General features: G+C 70.1%; 18 protein-coding genes and 1 rRNA gene. 16 read left to right on the top strand and 3 right to left on the bottom strand.

Features of this window, described 5'->3' with window-relative positions:
* The first annotated feature begins 150 nt into the window (after window positions 1-150).
* From rrf to ACFVT1_RS17785, 9 genes are all read left to right on the top strand, one after another.
* A 5S ribosomal RNA gene (gene rrf / locus ACFVT1_RS17825) occupies window positions 151-267 on the top strand.
* Window positions 268-338: 71 nt separating this feature from the next.
* On the top strand, window positions 339-983 hold the full coding sequence (locus ACFVT1_RS17820; RefSeq protein WP_389796168.1) for an HAD family hydrolase: 645 nt from the start codon (window positions 339-341) through the stop codon (window positions 981-983).
* A gap of 42 nt (window positions 984-1,025) precedes the next feature.
* The gene (locus ACFVT1_RS17815; RefSeq protein ID WP_389796166.1) at window positions 1,026-2,231 is read left to right on the top strand and encodes an MFS transporter; all 1,206 of its coding nucleotides are present in this window, start codon (window positions 1,026-1,028) and stop codon (window positions 2,229-2,231) included.
* On the top strand, window positions 2,200-3,372 hold the full coding sequence (locus ACFVT1_RS17810; RefSeq protein WP_389796163.1) for an acetoin utilization protein AcuC: 1,173 nt from the start codon (window positions 2,200-2,202) through the stop codon (window positions 3,370-3,372). The genes ACFVT1_RS17815 and ACFVT1_RS17810 overlap by 32 nt, the downstream gene beginning before the upstream one ends.
* 160 nt (window positions 3,373-3,532) lie before the next feature.
* Entirely contained in the window at window positions 3,533-4,348 is an 816-nt protein-coding gene (locus ACFVT1_RS17805; protein WP_389796161.1) for a phosphatase, read from the top strand.
* Between the two features lie 128 nt (window positions 4,349-4,476).
* Window positions 4,477-4,689, top strand: a complete 213-nt coding sequence (locus ACFVT1_RS17800; RefSeq protein WP_158070919.1) for a helix-turn-helix domain-containing protein — start codon at window positions 4,477-4,479, stop codon at window positions 4,687-4,689.
* Between the two features lie 110 nt (window positions 4,690-4,799).
* Window positions 4,800-4,898 carry a 30S ribosomal protein bS22 gene (locus ACFVT1_RS17795; protein ID WP_003948845.1) on the top strand — a complete coding sequence of 33 codons (99 nt, stop codon included), beginning with the start codon at window positions 4,800-4,802 and terminating at the stop codon, window positions 4,896-4,898.
* Window positions 4,899-5,080: 182 nt separating this feature from the next.
* On the top strand, window positions 5,081-6,175 hold the full coding sequence (locus tag ACFVT1_RS17790) for an NAD-dependent epimerase/dehydratase family protein (RefSeq protein ID WP_389796158.1): 1,095 nt from the start codon (window positions 5,081-5,083) through the stop codon (window positions 6,173-6,175).
* A gap of 15 nt (window positions 6,176-6,190) precedes the next feature.
* On the top strand, window positions 6,191-7,252 hold the full coding sequence (locus ACFVT1_RS17785; protein WP_389796155.1) for a lysophospholipid acyltransferase family protein: 1,062 nt from the start codon (window positions 6,191-6,193) through the stop codon (window positions 7,250-7,252).
* Between the two features lie 91 nt (window positions 7,253-7,343).
* On the opposite strand, the gene ACFVT1_RS17780 is transcribed toward ACFVT1_RS17785, so the two are convergent.
* The 3 genes from ACFVT1_RS17780 to ACFVT1_RS17770 all read right to left on the bottom strand — a co-directional run bounded on the left by ACFVT1_RS17780 (window position 7,344) and on the right by ACFVT1_RS17770 (window position 10,921).
* The gene (locus ACFVT1_RS17780) at window positions 7,344-8,531 is read right to left on the bottom strand and encodes a DUF5667 domain-containing protein (protein WP_389796154.1); all 1,188 of its coding nucleotides are present in this window, start codon (window positions 8,529-8,531) and stop codon (window positions 7,344-7,346) included.
* A 224-nt stretch (window positions 8,532-8,755) separates the two neighbouring features.
* The gene (locus tag ACFVT1_RS17775) at window positions 8,756-9,532 is read right to left on the bottom strand and encodes an ECF subfamily RNA polymerase sigma factor, BldN family (RefSeq protein ID WP_362199079.1); all 777 of its coding nucleotides are present in this window, start codon (window positions 9,530-9,532) and stop codon (window positions 8,756-8,758) included.
* A gap of 354 nt (window positions 9,533-9,886) precedes the next feature.
* Window positions 9,887-10,921, bottom strand: coding sequence for an HAD family hydrolase (locus tag ACFVT1_RS17770; RefSeq protein ID WP_389796152.1), 1,035 nt, complete (start codon window positions 10,919-10,921; stop codon window positions 9,887-9,889).
* A gap of 171 nt (window positions 10,922-11,092) precedes the next feature.
* Between ACFVT1_RS17770 and ACFVT1_RS17765 the strand changes: the two genes are divergently transcribed.
* The 7 genes from ACFVT1_RS17765 (at window position 11,093) to ACFVT1_RS17735 (ending at window position 20,860) form a co-directional block, all read left to right on the top strand.
* Window positions 11,093-11,368 (top strand): glutaredoxin family protein, encoded by a 276-nt coding sequence (locus ACFVT1_RS17765; protein WP_389796150.1) that lies wholly within the window; start codon window positions 11,093-11,095, stop codon window positions 11,366-11,368.
* A 272-nt stretch (window positions 11,369-11,640) separates the two neighbouring features.
* Window positions 11,641-12,408 (top strand): redox-sensing transcriptional repressor Rex, encoded by a 768-nt coding sequence (locus ACFVT1_RS17760; RefSeq protein ID WP_389796148.1) that lies wholly within the window; start codon window positions 11,641-11,643, stop codon window positions 12,406-12,408.
* Window positions 12,405-13,895 (top strand): glutamyl-tRNA reductase, encoded by a 1,491-nt coding sequence (locus ACFVT1_RS17755; RefSeq protein ID WP_389796146.1) that lies wholly within the window; start codon window positions 12,405-12,407, stop codon window positions 13,893-13,895. The genes ACFVT1_RS17760 and ACFVT1_RS17755 overlap by 4 nt, the downstream gene beginning before the upstream one ends.
* Window positions 13,892-14,878 carry a hydroxymethylbilane synthase gene (gene hemC, locus ACFVT1_RS17750; protein WP_362199094.1) on the top strand — a complete coding sequence of 329 codons (987 nt, stop codon included), beginning with the start codon at window positions 13,892-13,894 and terminating at the stop codon, window positions 14,876-14,878. The genes ACFVT1_RS17755 and hemC overlap by 4 nt, the downstream gene beginning before the upstream one ends.
* On the top strand, window positions 14,875-16,545 hold the full coding sequence (locus ACFVT1_RS17745; protein ID WP_389796144.1) for a uroporphyrinogen-III synthase: 1,671 nt from the start codon (window positions 14,875-14,877) through the stop codon (window positions 16,543-16,545). The genes hemC and ACFVT1_RS17745 overlap by 4 nt, the downstream gene beginning before the upstream one ends.
* 147 nt (window positions 16,546-16,692) lie before the next feature.
* Window positions 16,693-17,691, top strand: coding sequence for a porphobilinogen synthase (gene hemB, locus ACFVT1_RS17740; RefSeq protein WP_389796142.1), 999 nt, complete (start codon window positions 16,693-16,695; stop codon window positions 17,689-17,691).
* A gap of 319 nt (window positions 17,692-18,010) precedes the next feature.
* A complete protein-coding gene (locus tag ACFVT1_RS17735) occupies window positions 18,011-20,860 on the top strand; it encodes a right-handed parallel beta-helix repeat-containing protein (RefSeq protein WP_389796140.1) in 2,850 nt (949 codons plus the stop codon).
* Window positions 20,861-20,875 lie beyond the last annotated feature (15 nt).

The raw sequence follows: 20,875 nt of genomic DNA, 5'->3' as shown, positions 1-20,875 counted from the left end.
GTTGATAGGCCAGATGTGGAAGCCTGGTAACGGGTGGAGCTGACTGGTACTAATAGGCCGAGGGCTTGTCCTCAGTTGCTCGCGTCCACTGTGTTTGTTCTGAAATAACGAACGGCCGTGTTGTTCCGGTGTTGGTTAATTTCATAGTGTTTCGGTGGTCATTGCGTTAGGGAAACGCCCGGTTACATTCCGAACCCGGAAGCTAAGCCTTTCAGCGCCGATGGTACTGCAGGGGGGACCCTGTGGGAGAGTAGGACGCCGCCGAACTCCTTTTGTGAGAAGCCCCGTGCCCTTGTGGCACGGGGCTTTTCTGCGTTCAGAGCGTCTAGGCTCGAAGCATGCGCTACGAACTGGTCATCTTCGACAACGACGGTGTGCTCGTGGACAGCGAGCCGATCTCCAACACCATCCTGGCCGAGTACCTTACGGAGCTCGGTCACCCCACCTCGTACCAGGAGTGTCTTCGCGACTACATGGGGGCTGCCGTGCACCGGGTGCACGATCTCGTCGAGGAAAGGACCGGGGAGAAGCTGCCCTCTGACTTCGACGAGACACTGCACTCACGGATTTTCGCGGCGTTCCAGCAGGAGCTGGAGCCGGTGGCGGGCGTCGACGAGGTGCTGGGGAAGCTAGTCGCCGACGGGGTGGCGTACTGCGTCGCGTCCTCCGGGACCCATGAGCGGATCCGGGTCGGGCATCGCAAGACCGGGCTCGACCAGTGGTTCGAGGAGGAGTGGATCTTCAGCGCGGAGGATGTGGCGCGCGGAAAGCCGGCGCCCGATCTGTTTCTGCGTGCCGCCGAGCGGATGGGTGTCCCTCCCGAGCGGTGCGTCGTCATCGAGGACAGCCCACTCGGCGTGGAGGCGGCCCAGGCTGCGGGGATGGATGTGTACGGGTTTACGTCGATGATGCCGGCGGACCGGCTCGCCGGGGTGACCGGGCACTTCTCCGACATGAGCCAACTGCGGGAATTGCTCGCCTGATCCATCTACCCATGGGTAGATGGTGGCCTTACGCTCGCGGCCATGACACATGCTCGCTTGCGGCACGGCAGGGCCTCTCTCGCGTTGAGCTTCTTCGTGCAGGGGGTCACCTTTGCTCTGCTCGTGACGCGGATTCCCGCCATCCAGGACCGGTACGGGATATCCGACGGGCTGTTGCCGGTGTTCCTGGCCGCGGTGCCGATCCTGGCCGGGGTGGGGAGCGTGGTCACCGAGAAGGTGGTCGCGCGGGTGCGGCCAGGGGTCGTGCTGAGGTGGGCGCAGCCCGTTGTGATGCTTGCGCTGCTCGGTGCCGGGGCCGGGAGCGCGTTGTGGGAGGCGGCTCTGGCGCTCGGGGTGTTCGGGCTTGCCGTCGGGGCGCTCGATGCCTCCATGAACATGATGGGGGTCAGCCTTCAGCGGGCGTACGGACGTTCCATCATGCTGGGGTTCCATGCCGCGTACAGCCTGGGCGGGATCGCCGGGGCGTCCATGGCGTGGGCCGGGGCGCACTGGGATCTGTCGCTGCTGGTCTCGTACCTTCCGGCGGTCGTCGTGCTGCTGCCCGTCGTGTTCATCGCGAGCCGGTGGTATGCCGAGGGCGCGTCGGTGGAGGCGGCCCCGGTGGAGGCGCAGGGGAAGGGGGCCGCTTCGGTCTCCTTCAAGCTGCTGATGCCGCTCTGCCTGGTGATGAGCTTCGCGTACATAGGGGACTCGACGGTCTCCAACTGGAGCGCCAAGTATCTGCAGGACGTGCTGGGCAGCACGGAGCAGCTGTCGACCGTTCCGTACAACGTCTACATGGTGACGACGCTGCTGGGGCGGACCGTCGGGGACTTCGGGGTGCGGCGGTTCGGGGCTGTGGCCGTGGTGCGGTTCGGGAGTGTGCTGGCCGCTGCCGGGTTCGGTGTGGTGGCGGTGGCCGGGGGTGCGTGGGTCGGGATGCTCGGGTTCACTCTGCTGGGTCTCGGTCTGTGTGTGATCGTGCCGCAGACGTTCGCGGCTGCCGGGCGGATGTTCCCCGGGGCGAGCGACACGGCCATCGCACGGCTGAATGTCTTCAACTACGTCGGATTCCTGGTGGGTTCGCCGCTCGTGGGGGCGCTCGGGGACGCCTGGAGCTACCGGGGGGCGATGCTCGTACCGATGGTGCTGGTGCTCGCGATGCTCGTGTACGCCAAGTCGTTCGGCACGGAACCTGCCCGATACGGTGGCGGGCATGAGCGGCCGCGCACAGTTGATGTGGGATGACGCAGTAACGGGATACAACTTCGGCGAAAGCCATCCGATGGACCCCGTCAGACTGGCCCTGACGATGGGGTTGGTGCGGGCGTTCGGGCTCGACGGGGCCGTGGACGTGGTGGCGGCCAAGCCCGCCGGGGATTCCACGCTGCGCCTGGTGCACCGCGAGGACTATGTGGCCGCCGTGCGCGCCGCGTCGGCGGATCCGAAGCGCGCCGATCAGAACTACGGGCTCGGGACGGTGGACGATCCCGCGTTCGCGGGGATGCATGAGGCGTCGGCGCTGATCGCCGGGCAGTCGGTGGCCGCGGCCGAGGCGGTGTGGCGTGGGGACACCGCGCACGCGGTGAACTTCACGGGTGGGCTGCACCATGCCATGCCGGGGGGTGCCGCGGGGTTCTGCATCTACAACGATCCGGCGCTCGCCATCGCGCGGCTGCTGGAGCTGGGTGTCGAGCGGGTCGCGTATGTAGACGTGGACGTACATCACGGGGACGGTGTGCAGGCGGCCTTCTGGGAGGACCCGCGGGTCCTGACCGTGTCGCTGCACGAACACCCGCGCACGCTGTTTCCGCAGACCGGCTGGCCGGAGGAGACCGGTTCCGGGGCGGGTGAGGGCAGTGCGGTGAATGTGGCGCTGCCGGCGGGTACGGGGGACGCGGGTTGGCTGCGGGCGTTCCACGCCGTCGTGCCGGAGCTGCTGGCGGACTTCAGGCCGCAGGTGCTGGTGAGTCAGCACGGGGCCGATACGCATTTCGAGGATCCGCTCGCCCATCTCGCGGTGTCGCTGGACGCGCAGCGGGCGGTGATGGCGGCCTGCCACGATCTCGCCCACGCGTACGCGGAGGGCGGGCGCTGGGTGGCGCTCGGCGGGGGCGGGTACGCGGTGGTCGACGTGGTGCCGCGGGCCTGGACGCATCTGGTGGGGATCGCCGCGCACGCGCCGGTGGATCCGGAGTCGGTGGTTCCGGCCTCATGGCGGGACGAGGTCTATGCGCGGACCCGTCAGTTGGGGCCGGCCCGGATGACGGACGGGCGTACTCCTTCCTGGAAGTCGTGGGAGGAGGGGTACGACCCCGCGGACCGGTTGGACCAGGCGGTGCTGGCGACCAGGCGGGCGGCGTTCCCGTTGCGGGGGCTGCTGGCCTGAGGCGGGCGGGGGCGGTTGTCGCGGTGCGGGCCTCTCCGCGCGAGGGCGGGCGGGGGCGGCCGGTCGGCCGGCCGTGCCGTCGTGGGCCGGGTTACGCCAACTGTGGGGCGTATCCGGGCTTCTGGCCCTCCGTCCGGGTGAGTGGGGCAGCATCGGTGGGGTGTTGAGCACCGGAGCGCTGCGTGCGCATCTGCTGGCGGCCCGGCTGGCCGGGCCCGTGGCCACGTCGAGGGAAGTGAGCCTGCGGAGTTATCGGCTCTTCGCGGCCCGCGACCCGCGGGTGATGCTCGGCCTCGACCCCGAACGGTGTTGGGAGGAGCCCGATCTTCTTCGTCTGATGGCCGCCAAGTGTGGTGTTTCGGACGATCCCGCTGATGTTTCGGGCCATGATGTGATCGATCCGGAGCGGACCCTGGCAGCTCTGGACGCCTTCGCCGAGCGGTTGTCGCATGCGGCGGTCCGGCGGGCGCCGGTGTTGTTGGGGACGGGGCATCCGCACCGGCTGCTCGGTTTCTACGCAGAGCTGGCAGACGCCCTGTCGGCGGCCGGGTGCCCCGTACTCACACCCGCGCAGGGGCGATGTATCGACATAACGACCCGGTTCGGCGTACGCACGTACAACCTCGACTACGTACGAGGAGTCGCGATGGTGCGTGAACCCGGCGTGCGGGCTTCCGGTGGTGGCGCCGGCGCACACACCCATTCACCGTTGCCGGTCAGGGTCGCCCTGGAGTCGGCGGCGGAGGGGTGCGGGCGGCTGCCGGAGTTGGTCGTCGGGGACCATGGGTGGGTCTGCGGGGCAGGTCAGCTGGGCATCGAGGCGATCGGGCTGGCGGATACGGACGACCCCGCGCTGTTCGTCGGGGAGGCCGAGGGGCGGGTGTCGGTCGCCGTCCCGCTCGACGACGCCGTACGGTCCGCCTCCTACCGACCGCTCACGCGCTATGTACTCAATCGGGCGCGTCTGTCACAGTAGGCGGCCGATCGTCTCTCCTCTTCCCCACTCGCATCACGCGCCCCTAATCTGGGGAGTGAGCGCACAACGACGAAGAGTCACCGGAGGGGAAGCCGGTGGGCGTCTCGTGCGGAAGGTACAGGTGGGTCATGGCTGCTGACAGCGAGAGGCCTCTCAACGAGGTCAAATTTCTGACCGTGGCGGAAGTCGCCTCGGTCATGAGGGTGTCGAAGATGACCGTGTACCGCTTGGTGCACAGCGGTCATCTGCCGGCGATCCGGGTGGGCAGGTCCTTCCGGGTTCCGGAGCAAGCGGTTCACGAGTATCTCCGCGAGTCCTTCGTGGGGGTGGAGTCCGCCTGAGGTTCGCCTCGGATTACGCCCCTCACGCGGTGGCGGGTAGGCTAGGCCGACGTAGGTCGTGTGGGCCCAGACGCCCCGCACCAGTGAAGAAGAAGTGAGCGAGGGTAGTCGTGGGCTCTGTTATCAAGAAGCGGCGCAAGCGGATGGCCAAGAAGAAGCACCGCAAGCTGCTCAAGCGCACGCGCGTTCAGCGTCGCAACAAGAAGTAGGCGAACGCAGTTCGTGAATCCGCAGCCCTCCCGCCCGTGTGGCGGGAGGGCTGCGGCGCGTTGTGGCGGTACCCGCATTCGGGCCAAAGACGCAGCAGAAGCCCGCCGTGCGGTCATCACGGGGCAACATCCACCCGCTACGGTGACGCCCAGGGGAAACCTTTCGACGGAAGGCGCTGATCTTGGGGAAGGTCGTGCTGGTCACGGGAGCGGCCCGGCAGCTGGGCGGCCGCTTTGTGCGGCGCATCCAGCGTGATCCGGAAGTGGACCGGGTGATCGCCGTCGACGCGGTCGCGCCCGGACACCGCTTGGGCGACGCCGACTTCGTGGCGGCGGACATCCGCCAGCCCGCGATCGCGAGAGTCCTCGCCGAGCACTCCGTCGACACGGTCGTCCACCTGGACGTCTCTGCCAAGGCGGTCGGTACGGGCGGCCGGACGACGGTCAAGGAGACCAACGTCATCGGCACCATGCAGCTGCTCGGGGCCTGCCAGAAAGCGCCGAGCGTGCGGCGGCTGGTCGTCAAGTCCAGTACGAACGTGTACGGCTCCGCTCCCCGCGATCCGGCGGTCTTCACCGAGACCACGCCGCCCAAGTCCCTGCCGAGCGGGGGCTTCGCCAAGGACGTGGTGGAGGTCGAGGGGTACGTACGGGGCTTCGCCCGCCGTCGGCCGGACGTCGCCGTGTGCGTGCTCAGGTTCGCGAACATTCTGGGACCGGAGGCGGATTCGCCGCTCGCCGACTATCTGTCGCTGCCCGTACTGCCCACGGTGTTCGGATACGACCCGAGGCTCCAGTTCGTGCACGAGGACGATGTCGTCGACGTACTGGGAATCGCCTCCCGCGAGCCGAGGCGCGGGACGTTGAACAGCGGCACCTTCAACATCGCCGGGGACGGTGTGCTGCTGCTCTCGCAGTGCTCGCGGCGGCTGGGGCGGCCGACGATGCCGCTGCTGCTGCCCGCCGTCACCTGGGTCGGCCAGGCGCTGCGCAGGGTCGGCATGACGGACTTCTCGCCGGAGCAGATCCGGCTGCTCACCCACGGCCGGGTGGTTTCCACCGTCCAGATGCGCGAGACCCTGGGTTTCCACCCGGAGTTCACCACCGCGGAGACGTTCGCGGAGTTCGCGCGCAGCCAGGGGCCGGGGCTGCTGCCGCCCGAGGCGGCGGGAAGGGCGGTCGACAGACTGGCCGCCATGCCGTTCGCCGGGGCGGCCGGCGATGTTCCGGGAACCACCGGGGCGGGCGACACACACCCGACCCCCAGCGCCAGGTAGAGGAGCGCACCGACGATGGCGGATGCCAAGGTCATTCCGTTCGACGACGACCGTTCGCGGTCGGGCGGCCCGTCGCGTTCCGCGCGGCGCCGGTCAGCGGGGGGCAGGGGGCAGGGACCTTCCGCGGCTTCCGTGGTCGGGACCGCGGCCGTCAGCGCCCTTCCCGGGCAGCAGGATGCCTCGCTGCCGCAGGGGGAGCCCCGGCGGGCCGGGCAGCCCCTGGAGGGGGCCGAGCGCGGCGGCTGGGACCGGCGGATCGCCGGCGGGCTCGCGTTCCTGCGGCGGCGGGTCACCGGCGAGTACGAGGTCGACGAGTTCGGGTACGACGAGGAACTGACCGATCAGGTCCTGATGTCGATGCTGCGGCCGGTCTACGAGAAGTACTTCCGGGTCGAGGTGAAGGGCATCGAGAACATCCCGTCGGACGGCGGGGCGCTCATCGTGTCCAACCACTCGGGGACGCTGCCGCTCGACGGGCTGATGCTCCAGGTCGCCGTGCACGACAACCATCCGGCGGGGCGGCATCTGCGGCTGCTCGCGGCCGATCTCGTCTTCATGCTGCCGGTGGTCAACGAGCTTGCCCGCAAAGCCGGGCACACGCTGGCCTGTGCGGAGGACGCGGAGCGGCTGCTGCGGCGCGGTGAGCTCGTCGGGGTGATGCCGGAGGGCTTCAAGGGTGTCGGCAAGCCGTTCGGCGAGCGGTACAAGCTCCAGCGCTTCGGCCGGGGCGGTTTCGTCTCCACGGCGCTGCGGGCGGGGGTGCCGATCGTCCCGTGCTCGATCGTGGGGGCCGAGGAGATCTACCCGATGATCGGCAACTCGAAGACGCTGGCACGGCTGCTGGGATTCCCGTACTTCCCGATCACGCCGACGTTTCCCTGGCTGGGGCCGCTCGGGGCGGTGCCGTTGCCGACGAAATGGACGATCCAGTTCGGCGAGCCGATCTCCACGAGTGGGTATCCGGTGGAGGCGGCGGAGGACCCGATGCTGATGTTCAATCTGACGGATCAGGTGCGGGAGCAGATTCAGCACACGCTGTACAAGTTGCTGGTGCAGCGGAGGTCGGTGTTCTTCTGAGGTGCGTACCGGGGCGGGCGGTGTGCCGGTGGGTGCTTCGGCCTCGGTCGCCGGACGGGCTCGGAGTGCCCGTCCGGCGACCGGGACGGTGTCATTCGTCCAGATTCTCGCTGTTGAGCCCCAGGCCCGGGAGCAGTCCGGGGAGGAGCGGGGGCAGCGTCACGTCCGGTGAGGGCGGGGGGCTGATCCGGCCGTCGGTGGACGGTGCGGTGCCCGGGGGCGGGGTGCCGAGGAGGCCGTCCGCGCCGCCGATCAGGCCGTCGGACGGGGTGCTGTCGGAGTCCGACGGCCGGGGGGCGGGGCTGTGGCCCGTACTGCCGTGCGGGGCCTGCGGCGACGAGGACGTGGAGCGGTCCGTGCCGGACGGTCCCGTGTCCTGCTCCGTGGCGTCCGACCGCCGCGCGCCGCGGCTCCGGTCCGGGGTGCGGGGCAGCAGCGACTGCAGCGGCCCGACCTCTTCGTCTATGGCGTCGAAGACCGAGCTGACCTGGTCGCCGACATCGGTCAGCTGTACGGGCAGCCGGTTGCGCAGGCTGCTCCAGCTGTCGCGGTGCGAGCGGGAGAAGGAGTCCAGGGTCTGGATCGGGCCGATGGCGCCGTCCCGCTGGTACGCCGCGTGGAGCAGGCGGTGGCCCTCGGTGGCGTCGTGCGTCATGCCGTTGAGCGTGCGCCTGACCTCGCCGAGCTGTTCGTGGTCGAGGTCGCCGGAGCGGGCGCGCTCCATCAGCCGGCGGGCCTCGCTGAGCCGGGTCGACGCCTGGTCGAGGTAGACCTCGCCGCGGTCGGCGTCGCCGCTGGCCATGCCGAGGTGGATGTCCTCCATGCCGCGTTTGAGCCCGTAGAGCGAATCACCTGGCAGGGCGTCGGAACTGGCAGCGGTCACTCCGCCGAAGGCTCCCGCCGCCACACCGACGGTGAGTCCGCCGGCCGCGAGGCCCTTCGTCCAGCGTGAGCGCGGACGCAATTTCCGGAGCGGGGAGGCACGGTGGGCCCCCTTGGCCCGCTGTTCGGGCACCGTAGGGCCCGCGGACGCACCGCCTTCGGCCAACATGGCCTCCATGGCGGCGACGAGCTGGGCTCGCTGCACCACTTTGACCTCGGGATCCAATTCGGGCCGCGGTAGCTCACCGAGGCCGTTCGCCAGGGCCAGCAGCGGTCCGTGGTCGGCCGGTTCGGCCGGTTCCTCGGGCTGCGCGGCCGCCGCACCGTGGAGCGACTGCTCCTCCAGGGCCTGGGCGAAGGCGTTCGCCCGCCGGTGTGCCGAAACGTTTGCGATCACTGGCGGCACCTCCTCTCGTCATGACGGTCGACTCCCCTGACGGTCCGGAAGGTTGCACACCTTGAGCGCTTCCACACGAATGAGTGAGTGTCGGCGGACATGGGGTGGCGACAGGGGGCCTGCAACCGGCACAACGAGGAGCGCGGCACATGGGTTACGCAAGAACGATGATACGACCGGTGAGTGATGAACATATCGCCGAGAGTGATGTGGCCGGAGGCGGGTCAGCGGGCGTCGTCCGGAAGGAGCCGGGCCAGGGTCCGGACGGCGCGGTACTGCAGGGTCTTGATCGCGCCCTCGTTCTTGCCCATGACCCGGGCGGTCTCGGCGACCGAGAGGCCCTGCAGGAAGCGCAGGGTCACGCATTCCTGCTGTTGCGGGTTGAGTCGGCGCACGGCCTGCAGCAGTGCGGCATTGGAGAGGGATTCCAGGACGGAGTCCTCGGGGCTGCGCTCGACCTCGTTGGCGTCGAGCATTTCGCCGGTGGTCACCTCCAGTCGGAAGCGGCTGGATTTGAAGTGGTCGGCGACCAGGTTGCGGGCGATCGTGACCAGCCAGGCGCCGAAGTCGCGGCCCTGCCAGGTGAAGGTGGAGATGCGGCGCAGGGCGCGCAGGAAGGTCTCACTGGTGAGGTCCTCCGCCGTCGCCTTGCCGCCCACGCGGTAGTAGATGTAGCGGTAGACGGTGTCGCTGTACTGGTCGTAGAGGCGGCCGAAGGCGTCGGCCTCGCCGGCCTGGGCGCGCTCGACGAGATCCATCATGCGCGCGCTGTCGCTGTCGGCGGTGGGCCTGCGGACGGTGGACGTAGTAGTTGTGCCGCGGTTGCTGCGTCTTCCGACCGCCGCACCGCGTTCGGCCATGGCGTAGCAGGGGCCGACAGGTGCAGGGGTGGCACAGGCGGGTACGGCGTACGCGGTGGGGACGAAGCCGCGCAAACGGTTGGCGACCGTTGCGCGCAGCGTAGCCAGGCCCGAGGCGTCAACCCCGACGTGTGGGTACACGGGACTCCCAGAGGCAGAGCTTCCATCACGTGCAGTGCGAAACCGTCACTCGTCGTAGTGAGTGGTGGGTTCCGGAATGCGTCTGAGGAGAATAACGCTTCGTACAGGCAGTGCTACACCCAGTTGCTCAAATCATCGATTACGTCGCTTCCGTAGCGACTAATCGACGTATCAAGTAGCACATCGTGACCGGTTATTGATCGGATTAGTTCGCGATCTGCCTGCGGGGGCGACGGGTTGTGGTCGGGTGCGCGCAATCCGACTGGCGGGAGCGGTCGGTGGGTAAGGGGTTCCGATTGGCGGCGCGTGTTCGGGCGTGGCCGGCGGCCGCAGCGGGGTGCGAACGGGTGTGCGTCAGCGGCGGCGGCGGTGCAGGGCGACGGCGGCCGCGGTACCGCCCGCGAGTGCGCCGACGCCGGCCGCGGCCGGAATGCCGACCTTGGCCGCCTTGCGGCCCGTCCGGTAGTCCCGCAGTCGCCAGTCGCGGGCGCGGGCGTACTTGCGGAGCTTGGCGTCCGGGTTGATCGCGTAGGGGTGGCCGACCAGGGACAGCATCGGGATGTCGTTGTGCGAATCGCTGTAGGCCGCGCAGCGGTCGAGGTCCAGGTCCTCGGCCGCGGCCAGGGCGCGGACCGCCTCGGCCTTCGCGGGCCCGTGGAGCGGCTCGCCGACCAGGCGGCCCGTGTAGACGCCGTCCACGGATTCGGCGACCGTGCCGAGCGCGCCGGTCAGCCCGAGGCGGCGGGCGATGATCGTGGCGGTCTCCACCGGGGCGGCGGTGACCAGCCAGACCCGCTGTCCGGCGTCCAGGTGGGCCTGGGCGAGGGCGCGGGTGCCGGGCCAGATGCGGTCGGCCATGTACTCGTCGTAGATCTCCTCGCCGATGGACATCAGCTCGGAGACGCGGTGGCCCTTGACGATGGACAGGGCGCTGTCGCGGGCGTCCTGCATGTGCTCCGGGTCCTCGACGCCGGCCAGCCGGAACCACGCCTGCTGCCAGGCGAACCGGGTGAGCTCGCGGCGCTGGAAGAACTTCCGCTTGTACAGGCCGCGGCCGAAGTGGAAGAGCGCCGCGCCCTGCATCACGGTGTTGTCCAGGTCGAAGAAGGCGGCGGCCCGCTCGTCGCCGACGACGGGGAAGGCCGGCTCGGCGGATTCGGCGGTCCTGGCGGATTCGGCGGATTCGGAGGGGCTGGCGGATTCGGCGGTCTCCGGGCGGACGGAGGTGTCCCGGCCGGCGGCGGAGGAGTCGTCGGCGGAGGGCCGGTCGTCGGGGAGTTCGGTGGGGACGGAGGACTTCCGCGCTGCCTCAGCTGCTGCCTCGCCTGCCAGCACGCTCCGTGCTGTGGCGGGGCGCCTACGGGGTGTGAGCCATCCAAGAGCGGCCATGTCGTGAGCATAGCCAGTCGGTCCGGCCCTTCCCGACCTGCCGGGATGCCGTGCCGTGAACTCCCGGCCTCCGATGTGCTGCGCGGGTGATCCGGGGCGTGGCGGATCAACGGCGGAACCGGTTCGCCGCCGGGGTCGGGATACCGGACCCGTTCGGCGCAGAATGAAGGCATGAGTGCCCTGTTGCGACGTACGAGGAAGAAGCCCGCGGACCGGGTGGTGACCCTGATCGGGAAGCCCGGATGTCACCTCTGTGACGATGCGAGGGCGGTGGTGCGGGAGGTGTGCGAGGAGACCGGTGCCTCCTGGGAGGAGAGGGACATCACCCAGGACGAGGAGCTGCACCGGGAGTACTGGGAGCAGATCCCGGTCGTCCTGATCGACGAGGAGCAGCACACGTTCTGGCGGGTGGACCCGGCGAGGCTCCGCAACGCACTGCGTCCATGAGTGAAACCCGGTTACCATCATGGGCGTTTTGAGTGATCTCGGGGGAGTGGTTGTGAGGAGTGTGTGCCGCTTTGCCCCCTTCGGGCCCGCAACGGGCTGATGCGATCCTTGGTTCCGGGATCGCGCAACGAATGTGCGTGACCCCGGTCACTTTGACCGGACAAAACGGACACTATCTTTGTGCACGTGTTCACAAAGACATAGCCTGCATTCGACGGGGCGGCCTTGTGACGTACGGCCGCCTGCAGCCCCGCTCATCCCGCAGGAGCACCGTGGCAACTGGCCGAACTCACCGACCGGCGACCCGTAGCCGAGGAATTCCCGAGGCCACCGTCGCCCGACTTCCGCTGTACCTGCGCGCACTGACCGCGCTCTCCGAGCGCTCGGTCCCCACGGTCTCGTCCGAGGAGCTCGCGGCGGCGGCGGGGGTCAACTCTGCCAAGCTGCGCAAGGACTTCAGCTACCTGGGGTCCTACGGGACGCGGGGTGTCGGGTACGACGTCGAGTATCTCGTCTACCAGATCTCCCGTGAGCTCGGGCTCACCCAGGACTGGCCGGTCGTGATCGTCGGTATCGGCAACCTCGGCGCCGCGCTCGCCAACTACGGCGGCTTCGCCTCCCGTGGTTTCCGGGTCGCCGCGCTGATCGACGCCGACCCCGCGATGGCCGGAACGCCCGTCGCCGGGATCCCCGTGCAGCACGCCGACGAGCTGGAGAAGATCGTCAGCGAGAACGGCGTGTCGATCGGTGTCATCTCGACCCCGGCCGGTGCCGCCCAGCAGGTCTGCGACCGGCTCGTCGCCGCGGGCGTCACCTCCATCCTGAACTTCGCGCCGACGGTGCTCTCCGTGCCCGACGGCGTCGACGTCCGCAAGGTCGACCTCTCCATCGAACTCCAGATCCTCGCCTTCCACGAGCAGCGCAAGGCCGGCGAGGACACCTCCGAGAGCAGCCCGGAGACGGCCGCGCCGCCCGTGCGTGCCGTCGCCGACAGCCGGAAGGGACCTGACGGGGACATGCCCGCCGTGATGCCGGCATGAGTCTTCTCGTCGTAGGGCTGAGCCACCGCAGCGCCCCCGTCTCCGTACTGGAACGGGCCTCGCTGGCTGCCGAGACGCAGGCCAAGCTGCTCCAGGACGCCCTCGCCGCGGAACCCGCGGTCGAGGCCGCCGTGCTGGCCACCTGCAATCGCATCGAGCTGTACGCCGACGTGGACAAGTTCCACGCGGGCGTCGCCGAGCTGTCCACGCTCCTCGCCCAGCACAGCGGGGTCGGGCTGGACGAGCTCACTCCATATCTTTATGTGCACTACGAGGACCGGGCCGTCCACCACCTCTTCTCGGTGGCCTGCGGGCTGGACTCGATGGTCGTCGGCGAGGGCCAGATCCTCGGCCAGATCAAGGACGCGCTGGCGCTGGGGCAAGAGCTCCACACCGCCGGCCGGCTGCTGAACGATCTGTTCCAGCAGGCCCTGCGGGTCGGCAAGCGCGCCCACAGCGAGACCGGGATCGACCGGGCCGGGCAGTCGCTCGTCACCTTCGGCCTCGAACAGCTCGCGGCCGGTGCGGACGTCACCGACTGGGCCCGGGGCAAGCGCGCGCTGGTGATCGGCGCGGGCTCGATGTCCTCGCTGGCCGCCGCCACCCTGGCCCGTGCCGGTGTCGCCGAGATCGCCGTCGCCAACCGGACCCGGGCCCGTGCCGACCGGCTCGTCGAGATCCTGGGCCAGTCCGGGGGTACCGGAGTGACCGCCCGAGCCGTGGAGATGGCCGCCGTCGCCGGTGAACTGACACGTGCCGACGTCGTCGTCTCGTGCACCGGCGCCACGGGTCTCGTGCTGACCGCCGAGGCCGTCGCCGGAGCGCTCGGCCTGGCCTTCGACCCCGCGCACGAGGCGCCCGCCGCCCCCGTCCCCGCGCCGTCGGCCGACTCCGACCGGCACGCCGCCTGGGTGGAGAACGGCACCGCCGGTACGGTGCGCCGGGCCGTCCGGGCCACCGTGCCCGCCCAGGGCGCCGGACCCGTCCGCCTCGCCCTGCTCGACCTCGCCATGCCGCGCGACATCGACGGCGGCACCGCCCGCCTCGGCGGTGTGCGCCTCGTCGACATCGAGTCGCTCGCCGAGGCGTCGGCGGACGCCCCGATGGCCGCCGATGTGGACCAGGTGCGCACCATCGTCGCCGACGAGGTCGCCGCCTTCGGCGCCGCCCAGCGTGCCGCCCACATCACCCCGACCGTCGTCGCCCTGCGCACGATGGCCGCCGGAGTCGTCGCGGGCGAGATCGCACGGCTCGACGGACGCCTCCCCGACCTGGACGAGAAGCAGCGCGCCGAGATCTCGCAGACCGTGCGCCGCGTCGTCGACAAGCTCCTGCACGCGCCCACCGTGCGGGTCAAGCAGCTCGCCAGCGAGCCCGGCGGCGCCGGGTACGCCGATGCGCTGCGGGAACTCTTCGACCTCGACCCGCAGACGGTCGCCGCCGTCTCCCGGGCAGACCTGAACGACCCGAATAGAGGGCGGTCATGACCGACAACTCACCCCAGCGCGCGCAGACCGACGCGCCGCTCCGGCTGGGCACCCGGCGCAGCAAGCTCGCCATGGCGCAGTCCGGCCTCGTCGCCGACGCGGTCAGCGAGGTGACCGGGCGCGCCGTCGAGCTCGTCGAGATCACCACGTACGGCGACACCTCCCGGGAGCATCTCGCGCAGATCGGCGGCACCGGCGTGTTCGTCGCCGCGCTGCGCGACGCGCTGCTGCGCGGCGAGGTGGACTTCGCCGTCCACTCGCTCAAGGACCTGCCGACCGCCCAGCCCGAGGGCCTCGTGCTGGCCGCCGTACCGGTGCGCGAGGACCCGCGCGACGTACTGGTGGCGCGGGACGGGCTGACCTTCGAGCAGCTGCCGTCCGGTGCCCGCATCGGCACCGGCTCGCCGCGCCGCATGGCGCAGCTCAACGCGTACGCGCGCAATCACGGCCTCGACATCGAGACCGTGCCGATCCGGGGGAATGTCGATACGCGGATCGGATTCGTACGAAGCGGGGAGCTGGACGCGGTGGTACTCGCCGCGGCCGGGCTCAGCCGCCTCGGCCGGAGCGGTGAGGTGACCGACTTCCTGTCGGTCGACACCGTCCTGCCCGCTCCCGGCCAGGGAGCACTGGCGATCGAATGCGCTGCGACCAGCGCTGACCTCGCCGCCGCGCTTGCCGAGCTCGACGACCCGGTCACCCGGGCCGCCGTGACCGCCGAGCGTGCCCTGCTCGCCGCCCTGGAGGCCGGTTGTTCCGCACCTGTGGGTGCGCTGGCCGACCTCCTGGTCGACGGGCAGGCTGTCAACGAACTGCGCCTGCGCGGTGTCGTCGGTTCCACCGACGGCTCCTCGCTGGTACAGATGTCCACCACCGGTCCCGTCCCCACGTCGCACGACGACGCGGCGGCCCTCGGTCGCGAACTCGCGGCCGAGATGCTCGCCAAGGGTGCGGCCGGTCTTATGGGGGAGCGAGCACTTTGAGCCCCACCGGCCACGCCGCATCCGACTTTCCGGCCCTGTCCGCACAAGGGCACGTCACCTTCCTCGGCGCCGGTCCCGGCGACCCGGGACTGCTGACCCTGCGCGCTGTCGAGGCGCTCGCGAGCGCGGACGTCCTTGTCGCCGAGCCGGACGTTCTCGGCGTCGTTCGCTGCCATGCGCGGGCAGGCGTAAGCACCCCTGAACTGACGGTTGTTGACGCACAGTCAACAGCCGCCGGTGTCCCCGTTCTCAGGGATGCGGCCAATCTTGTCATGGAGGCAGCGAGGGGCGGCAGGCGGGTCGTCCGTGCCGTCTCCGGCGACCCGGGACTGGACGGGAACGCCGGTGCCGAGATGCTCGCCTGCGCCACCGCCGGCATCCCCTTCGAGGTCGTGCCGGGTGTCGCCAACGCCGTGGGCGTGCCCGCGTACGCCGGTGTGCCGCTGCGTGACACACAGGGCGCCGACGTCCGGTTCGTCGACGCCCGTACCGCCTCGGACCGCTGCTGGACCGAGGTCGGTGCGAGCGATGCGACGGCCGTCATCTCGACGACGCTCGACTCGGTGGCCGCGGCCGCCGGTGAGCTGGTCTCGGCGGGCCGCAAGCCCGACACCTCGCTGACCGTGACGGTGGCCGGTACGACCACCCGCCAGCGCACCTGGACGGCGACCCTCGCGACGATCGCGCAGGTCCTGAAGCAGGCGAAGGTCCTGCCGTCGCCGGACGGGCACCAGCCCGTCATAGCCGTGGTCGGTGAGCGCAGCGCCGCCGCCCAGCGCGACCAGCTCGCGTGGTTCGAGTCCAAGCCGCTCTTCGGGTGGAAGGTGCTCGTCCCGCGCACGAAGGAGCAGGCGGCGTCGCTCTCCGACCAGCTTCGTTCGTACGGTGCCGTGCCGCACGAGGTCCCGACGATCGCCGTCGAGCCGCCTCGTACGCCCCAGCAGATGGAGCGCGCGGTCAAGGGCCTGGTCACGGGCCGCTACGAGTGGATCGCCTTCACCAGCGTCAACGCGGTGAAGGCCGTCCGGGAGAAGTTCGAGGAGTACGGGCTCGACGCCCGTGCCTTCGCCGGGATCAAGGTCGCGGCCGTCGGTGAGCAGACCGCTGCCGCGCTCGTCGACTTCGGTGTGAAGCCGGACCTGGTGCCGTCGGGTGAGCAGTCCGCCGCCGGCCTGCTGGAGGACTGGCCGCCGTACGACCCGGTCTTCGACCCGATCGACCGCGTCTTCCTGCCGCGCGCCGACATCGCCACCGAGACGCTGGTGGCCGGGCTCATCGAGCTGGGCTGGGAGGTCGACGACGTCACCGCGTACCGCACGGTCCGCGCCTCGCCGCCGCCCGCCGATACGCGTGAGGCCATCAAGGGCGGCGGCTTCGACGCGGTGCTCTTCACCTCGTCGTCGACCGTGCGGAACCTCGTCGGCATCGCGGGCAAGCCGCACAATGTGACGGTCATCGCGTGCATCGGCCCGGCGACGGCCAAGACGGCCGAGGAGCACGGTCTGCGCGTCGACGTCCTGTCGCCGGAGCCTTCGGTGCACAAGCTGGCCGAGGCCCTCGCCGAGTTCGGTGCGCAGCGCCGGGAGGCGGCGAAGGAGGCCGGCGACCCGGTGACGCGGCCGAGCGAGCGGCGTCCGGGGGCGCGGCGGCGTCGTACGACGACCTGATCGGCCGGTTCACGGTGTCGGGGGTCCGGCTGCTTCGGCGGCCGGGCCCCTGCCCGTTTTCCCGGCGCGGGGGTCGGTGTACGGGTGTCGGTTTTCCCGGCGCGGGTGTCGGTAAGACGGTGATGTGTACGGGTCTAGTCTCGAAGGATGACTGTGTACGGAAACTTCCCCGGCTCCCGCCCCCGGCGGCTGCGGACGACCCCGACGATGCGGCGGATGGTCGCCGAGACACGGCTCGACCCGGCGGATCTGATCCTGCCCGCGTTCGTGCGCGAGGGCATCGACGCCCCGGTCGCCATCTCGGCCATGCCCGGTGTGCAGCAGCACACCCTGGACACCCTGCGGAAGGCCGCCGTCGACGCGGTGTCGGCCGGGGTCTCCGGGTTCATGCTCTACGGCGTCCCGGCGGACGAGAAGAAGGACGCCCGGGGCACGGCGGGCACCGACCCGGACGGCATTCTCCAGGCCGGGCTGCGGGCGGTGCGCGCGGAGGTCGGTGACGATCTCGTCATCATGTCGGACCTGTGCCTGGACGAGTACACCGACCACGGCCACTGCGGTGTGCTGACGGAGGACGGCCGGGTCGACAACGACGCGACGCTGGAGCGGTACGCCGAGATGGCCCAGGTCCAGGCCGACGCGGGCGCCCATGTGGTGGGCCCGAGCGGCATGATGGACGGCCAGGTCGGTGTCATCCGGGACGCGCTCGACCAGACGGGCCACGAGGACGTCTCGATCCTCGCCTACACGGCCAAGTACTCGTCGGCGTTCTTCGGGCCGTTCCGCGAGGCCGTCGGCTCCTCGCTCAAGGGCGACCGCAAGACGTACCAGCAGGACCCGGCGAACGCCCGTGAGTCGCTGCGCGAGCTGGCGCTCGACCTGGCGGAGGGCGCCGACATGGTCATGGTCAAGCCGGCCGGTCCGTACCTCGACATCCTCGCGAAGGTCGCCGACTCGGTGGACGTGCCGGTCGCCGCGTACCAGGTCAGTGGCGAGTACGCGATGATCGAGGCGGCCGCGGAGAAGGGCTGGATCGACCGGGACGCGGCGATCATGGAGAGCCTGACCGGTATCCGCCGGGCCGGGGCGCAGATGATCCTGACGTACTGGGCGACCGAGGTCGCGCAGCGGCTGCGGCGGCGCTGAGCGGAAACGGCGGCGGGGTGGGCGTCTGCCGTTCCCGTCCGGGCGCCGGGGTGAGGACGGCCGTCCCCGCCCCCACCGCCCGTCGTCCTCGGTGCCGGTTCCCATCCCCTGAGTGATCGCCGCCGGAGCGGTGAGCCCCCGTCCGTCCCCGTTGCCGGGGCGGGCGGGGGCTCTTTTGGTTCAACCTCTTGACGGTCATCCGATGTATGAATAGCTTGCGGCGCGTTGATCTCGTACAACTCGCAGAAGTTGGGCATAGACATTGGATGCCTGACTTTCATGGAAGCCGATCCGACGTGACCGTCGATGAGGAGTGCCCGTGCGCACCGTTCCAGGTTCCCGCCCCCGCCGCCGAAGCCCGGCCTCCGCACTGACCGCCGTCGTGGCCACCGCCGCGCTGGGCGTCGGGCTGGCGGTCGTGCCCGTCGTGCCCGCCGCCGCGGGCGGCCGGAGCGGTGAGGCCGTCACCTTCCATGTCTCACCCCGGGGCAGCGACCGGGCCAAGGGCTCGGCGGCGAAACCGTTCCGGACGCTGGAGCGGGCCCGGAAGGCCGTCCGCGCGGCATCCCACCAGGACGGGCGGGGGCGGAGACCGGTCGATGTCGTGGTGCACGGGGGTACGTACCGGCTGCGGTCCACCCTGGAGTTCACCGCAGCCGACTCCGGTACCGGCAAGGCCCCGGTCCGGTACCTCGCCGCGCCCGGCGAACGCGTCGTCATCAGTGGCGGCCGTTCGCTCGCACCCCACTGGCGGTCCTACTCCGGTTCGATCAAGGTCGCGGACATCGGAGCCGGCCTCGACTTCGACGGGCTCTTCGTCGACGGGCAGCGGCAGACGCTCGCCCGCTACCCCGACTACGATCCGGACACCGCGATCCTCGGCGGGTACGCGCCGGACGCCATCTCCGCCGAGCGTGTGGCCCGTTGGAAGAATCCGACGACGGCGCTCGTACGCGGTCTGCACGACGGCATGTGGGGCGGGAACTCCTTCGAGGTCACTGGCGTGAAGGCGGACGGCACGCCCGAACTGGCCTGGGTCGGCGACAACAACCGGGGCAGCGGCCTGCACGACACGTACCGCATGGTCGAGAACGTCTTCGAGGAACTCGACGCCCCCGGCGAGTGGTTCTACGACAAACCCGCAGGGAAGCTGTACTTCTACCCCCCGGCCGGGACCGACCCCGCCCGTGCCCGCGTCGAGACGGCCGAGCGGAACGAACTGATCCGGGTGGAGGGCCGAGGGCCGGGCGACGCCGTCCACCACCTGACCTTCTCCGGATTCACCTTCGCCCGGACCCACCGCACGCTCTTCAACACTCCGTACGAGAAGCTCCAGCTCGGCGACTGGGCGATCGCGCGAGCGGCGGCGGTCCATCTGAAGAACACCGAGAACGTCTCCGTACGCGACTCACACTTCGACCAGCTCGGCGGCAACGCCCTCCTGATCGACGGGTACAACAGCCACGACGCCGTCTCGGGCAACGAGTTCAGCCACTCGGGGGCCTCCGACATCGCGGTCGTCGGCAATCCGGACGCGGTCCGTGAACCGTCCACCTGGGACAGCATGCGCAGGACCATCAGCGACACCCGGCCCGGACCGAAGAGCGAGAACTACCCCCGCGACATCAGCATCCGCGACAACTACTTGCACGACAACGGGCAGTTCGAGAAGCAGACCTCCGGCGTGCAGATATCGATGAGCCGCCGGGTCACCGTCGACGGCAACACCCTCCACGACGGCCCCCGCGCGTGCGTCGACATCAACGACGGCACGTGGGGCGGCCACCTCATCCAGAACAACGACATCTTCAACTGCGTCAAGGAGACGTCCGACCACGGACCCTTCAACTCCTGGGGCCGGGACCGCTTCTGGCCGCTGACCGCCGACGACGCCACGAAGAAGTCGTACGCGAAGCTGGACGCGATGGAGACCACCGTCATCCGCCACAACCGGATCCGGCACTCCTCGCACTGGGACATCGACCTCGACGACGGCAGCTCGAACTACCTCATTGAGGACAACCTGCTGCTCAACGGCGGGGTCAAGCTCCGCGAGGGCTTCCACCGGACCGTACGCAACAACGTCTTCGTCAACGGCGGCGCGCACTTCCACGTCTGGTTCGCGGACAGCGGCGACGTCGTCGAGAAGAACGTCTTCGTCACCGACACCCCCTACAGCCTGATCCAGGCCGACATGGCCAGGAGCAGGCCCGTCGTCAACGACAACCTGTTCTGGAACAACGGCAATGCCGTCGGGGGCGTCGACGACGCCTGGCGGGCGAACGGACTGGACACCCGCTCGGTGACCGCCGACCCGCAGTTCACGGGTGCGTCGCCCTTCACGGACCCGGCGAAGCTCGACTACACCGTGCGGCCCGGCTCGCCCGCCCTGGCTCTCGGCTTCCACAACATCGCGACGGGCGGCTTCGGCAAGGCCGGATCCCCCACGCCGCCGCCGCTCACCTGGCCCACGGAGACTCCTGACACCGACACCCTCGACGCCCTTCCGGAACCGCTGCTGGGCGTGCCGGTGACCGGGATCTACTCCGACGCGATCAAGTCCGCCACCGGACTGACCGACACCAACGGCCTGCACCTGGCTTCCGTGCCGGGCGCCTCGGAGGCGTACCGGCAGGGGCTGCGCGCCAACGACGTCATCCGGGAGATCGACGGCCGGCCGGTCACCGACCGCAACAGCTTCTGGCTCGCCTACAACCAGGCCGCTCCCGGAGCCGGCGTCGCGCTGAAGGTCTGGCGTGATCAGGCGTCCACCGAGGTGACCCTGCGCAAGCCCACCGGCGGCGAGCAGATCAACAACACGTCCGGCGTCGTCTACACCGGCACCGGCTGGGACTGGAAGAACAGGTATCGCGGCGGCGCGGGCGGCTGGGCCGACGACGTACACGCCACCCAGACGGTCGGGGACTCCTTCGAGCTGGCCTTCAACGGGACCGCGATCGATCTCATCACCCAGGTCAACACCGACGAGGGCGAGATCGAGCTCTTCGTCGACGGCCGGTCCGCGGGCACGATCGACAACCACAACGCCACGCGCGTGCACCAGAAGACCGTCTTCCGCGCGGCCGGGCTCGCCCCCGGCGCGCACATCCTCAGGGGCGTCATGAAGACGGGCGACTACATGATCGTCGACAGTTTCCTGATCCGGTAGCGGACGCCGGGTGGA

It is taken from the genome of Streptomyces sp. NPDC057963 (assembly GCF_042887155.1).
Taxonomy (GTDB): domain Bacteria; phylum Actinomycetota; class Actinomycetes; order Streptomycetales; family Streptomycetaceae; genus Streptomyces.
This window is presented reverse-complemented; position numbering and strand designations above follow the sequence as displayed.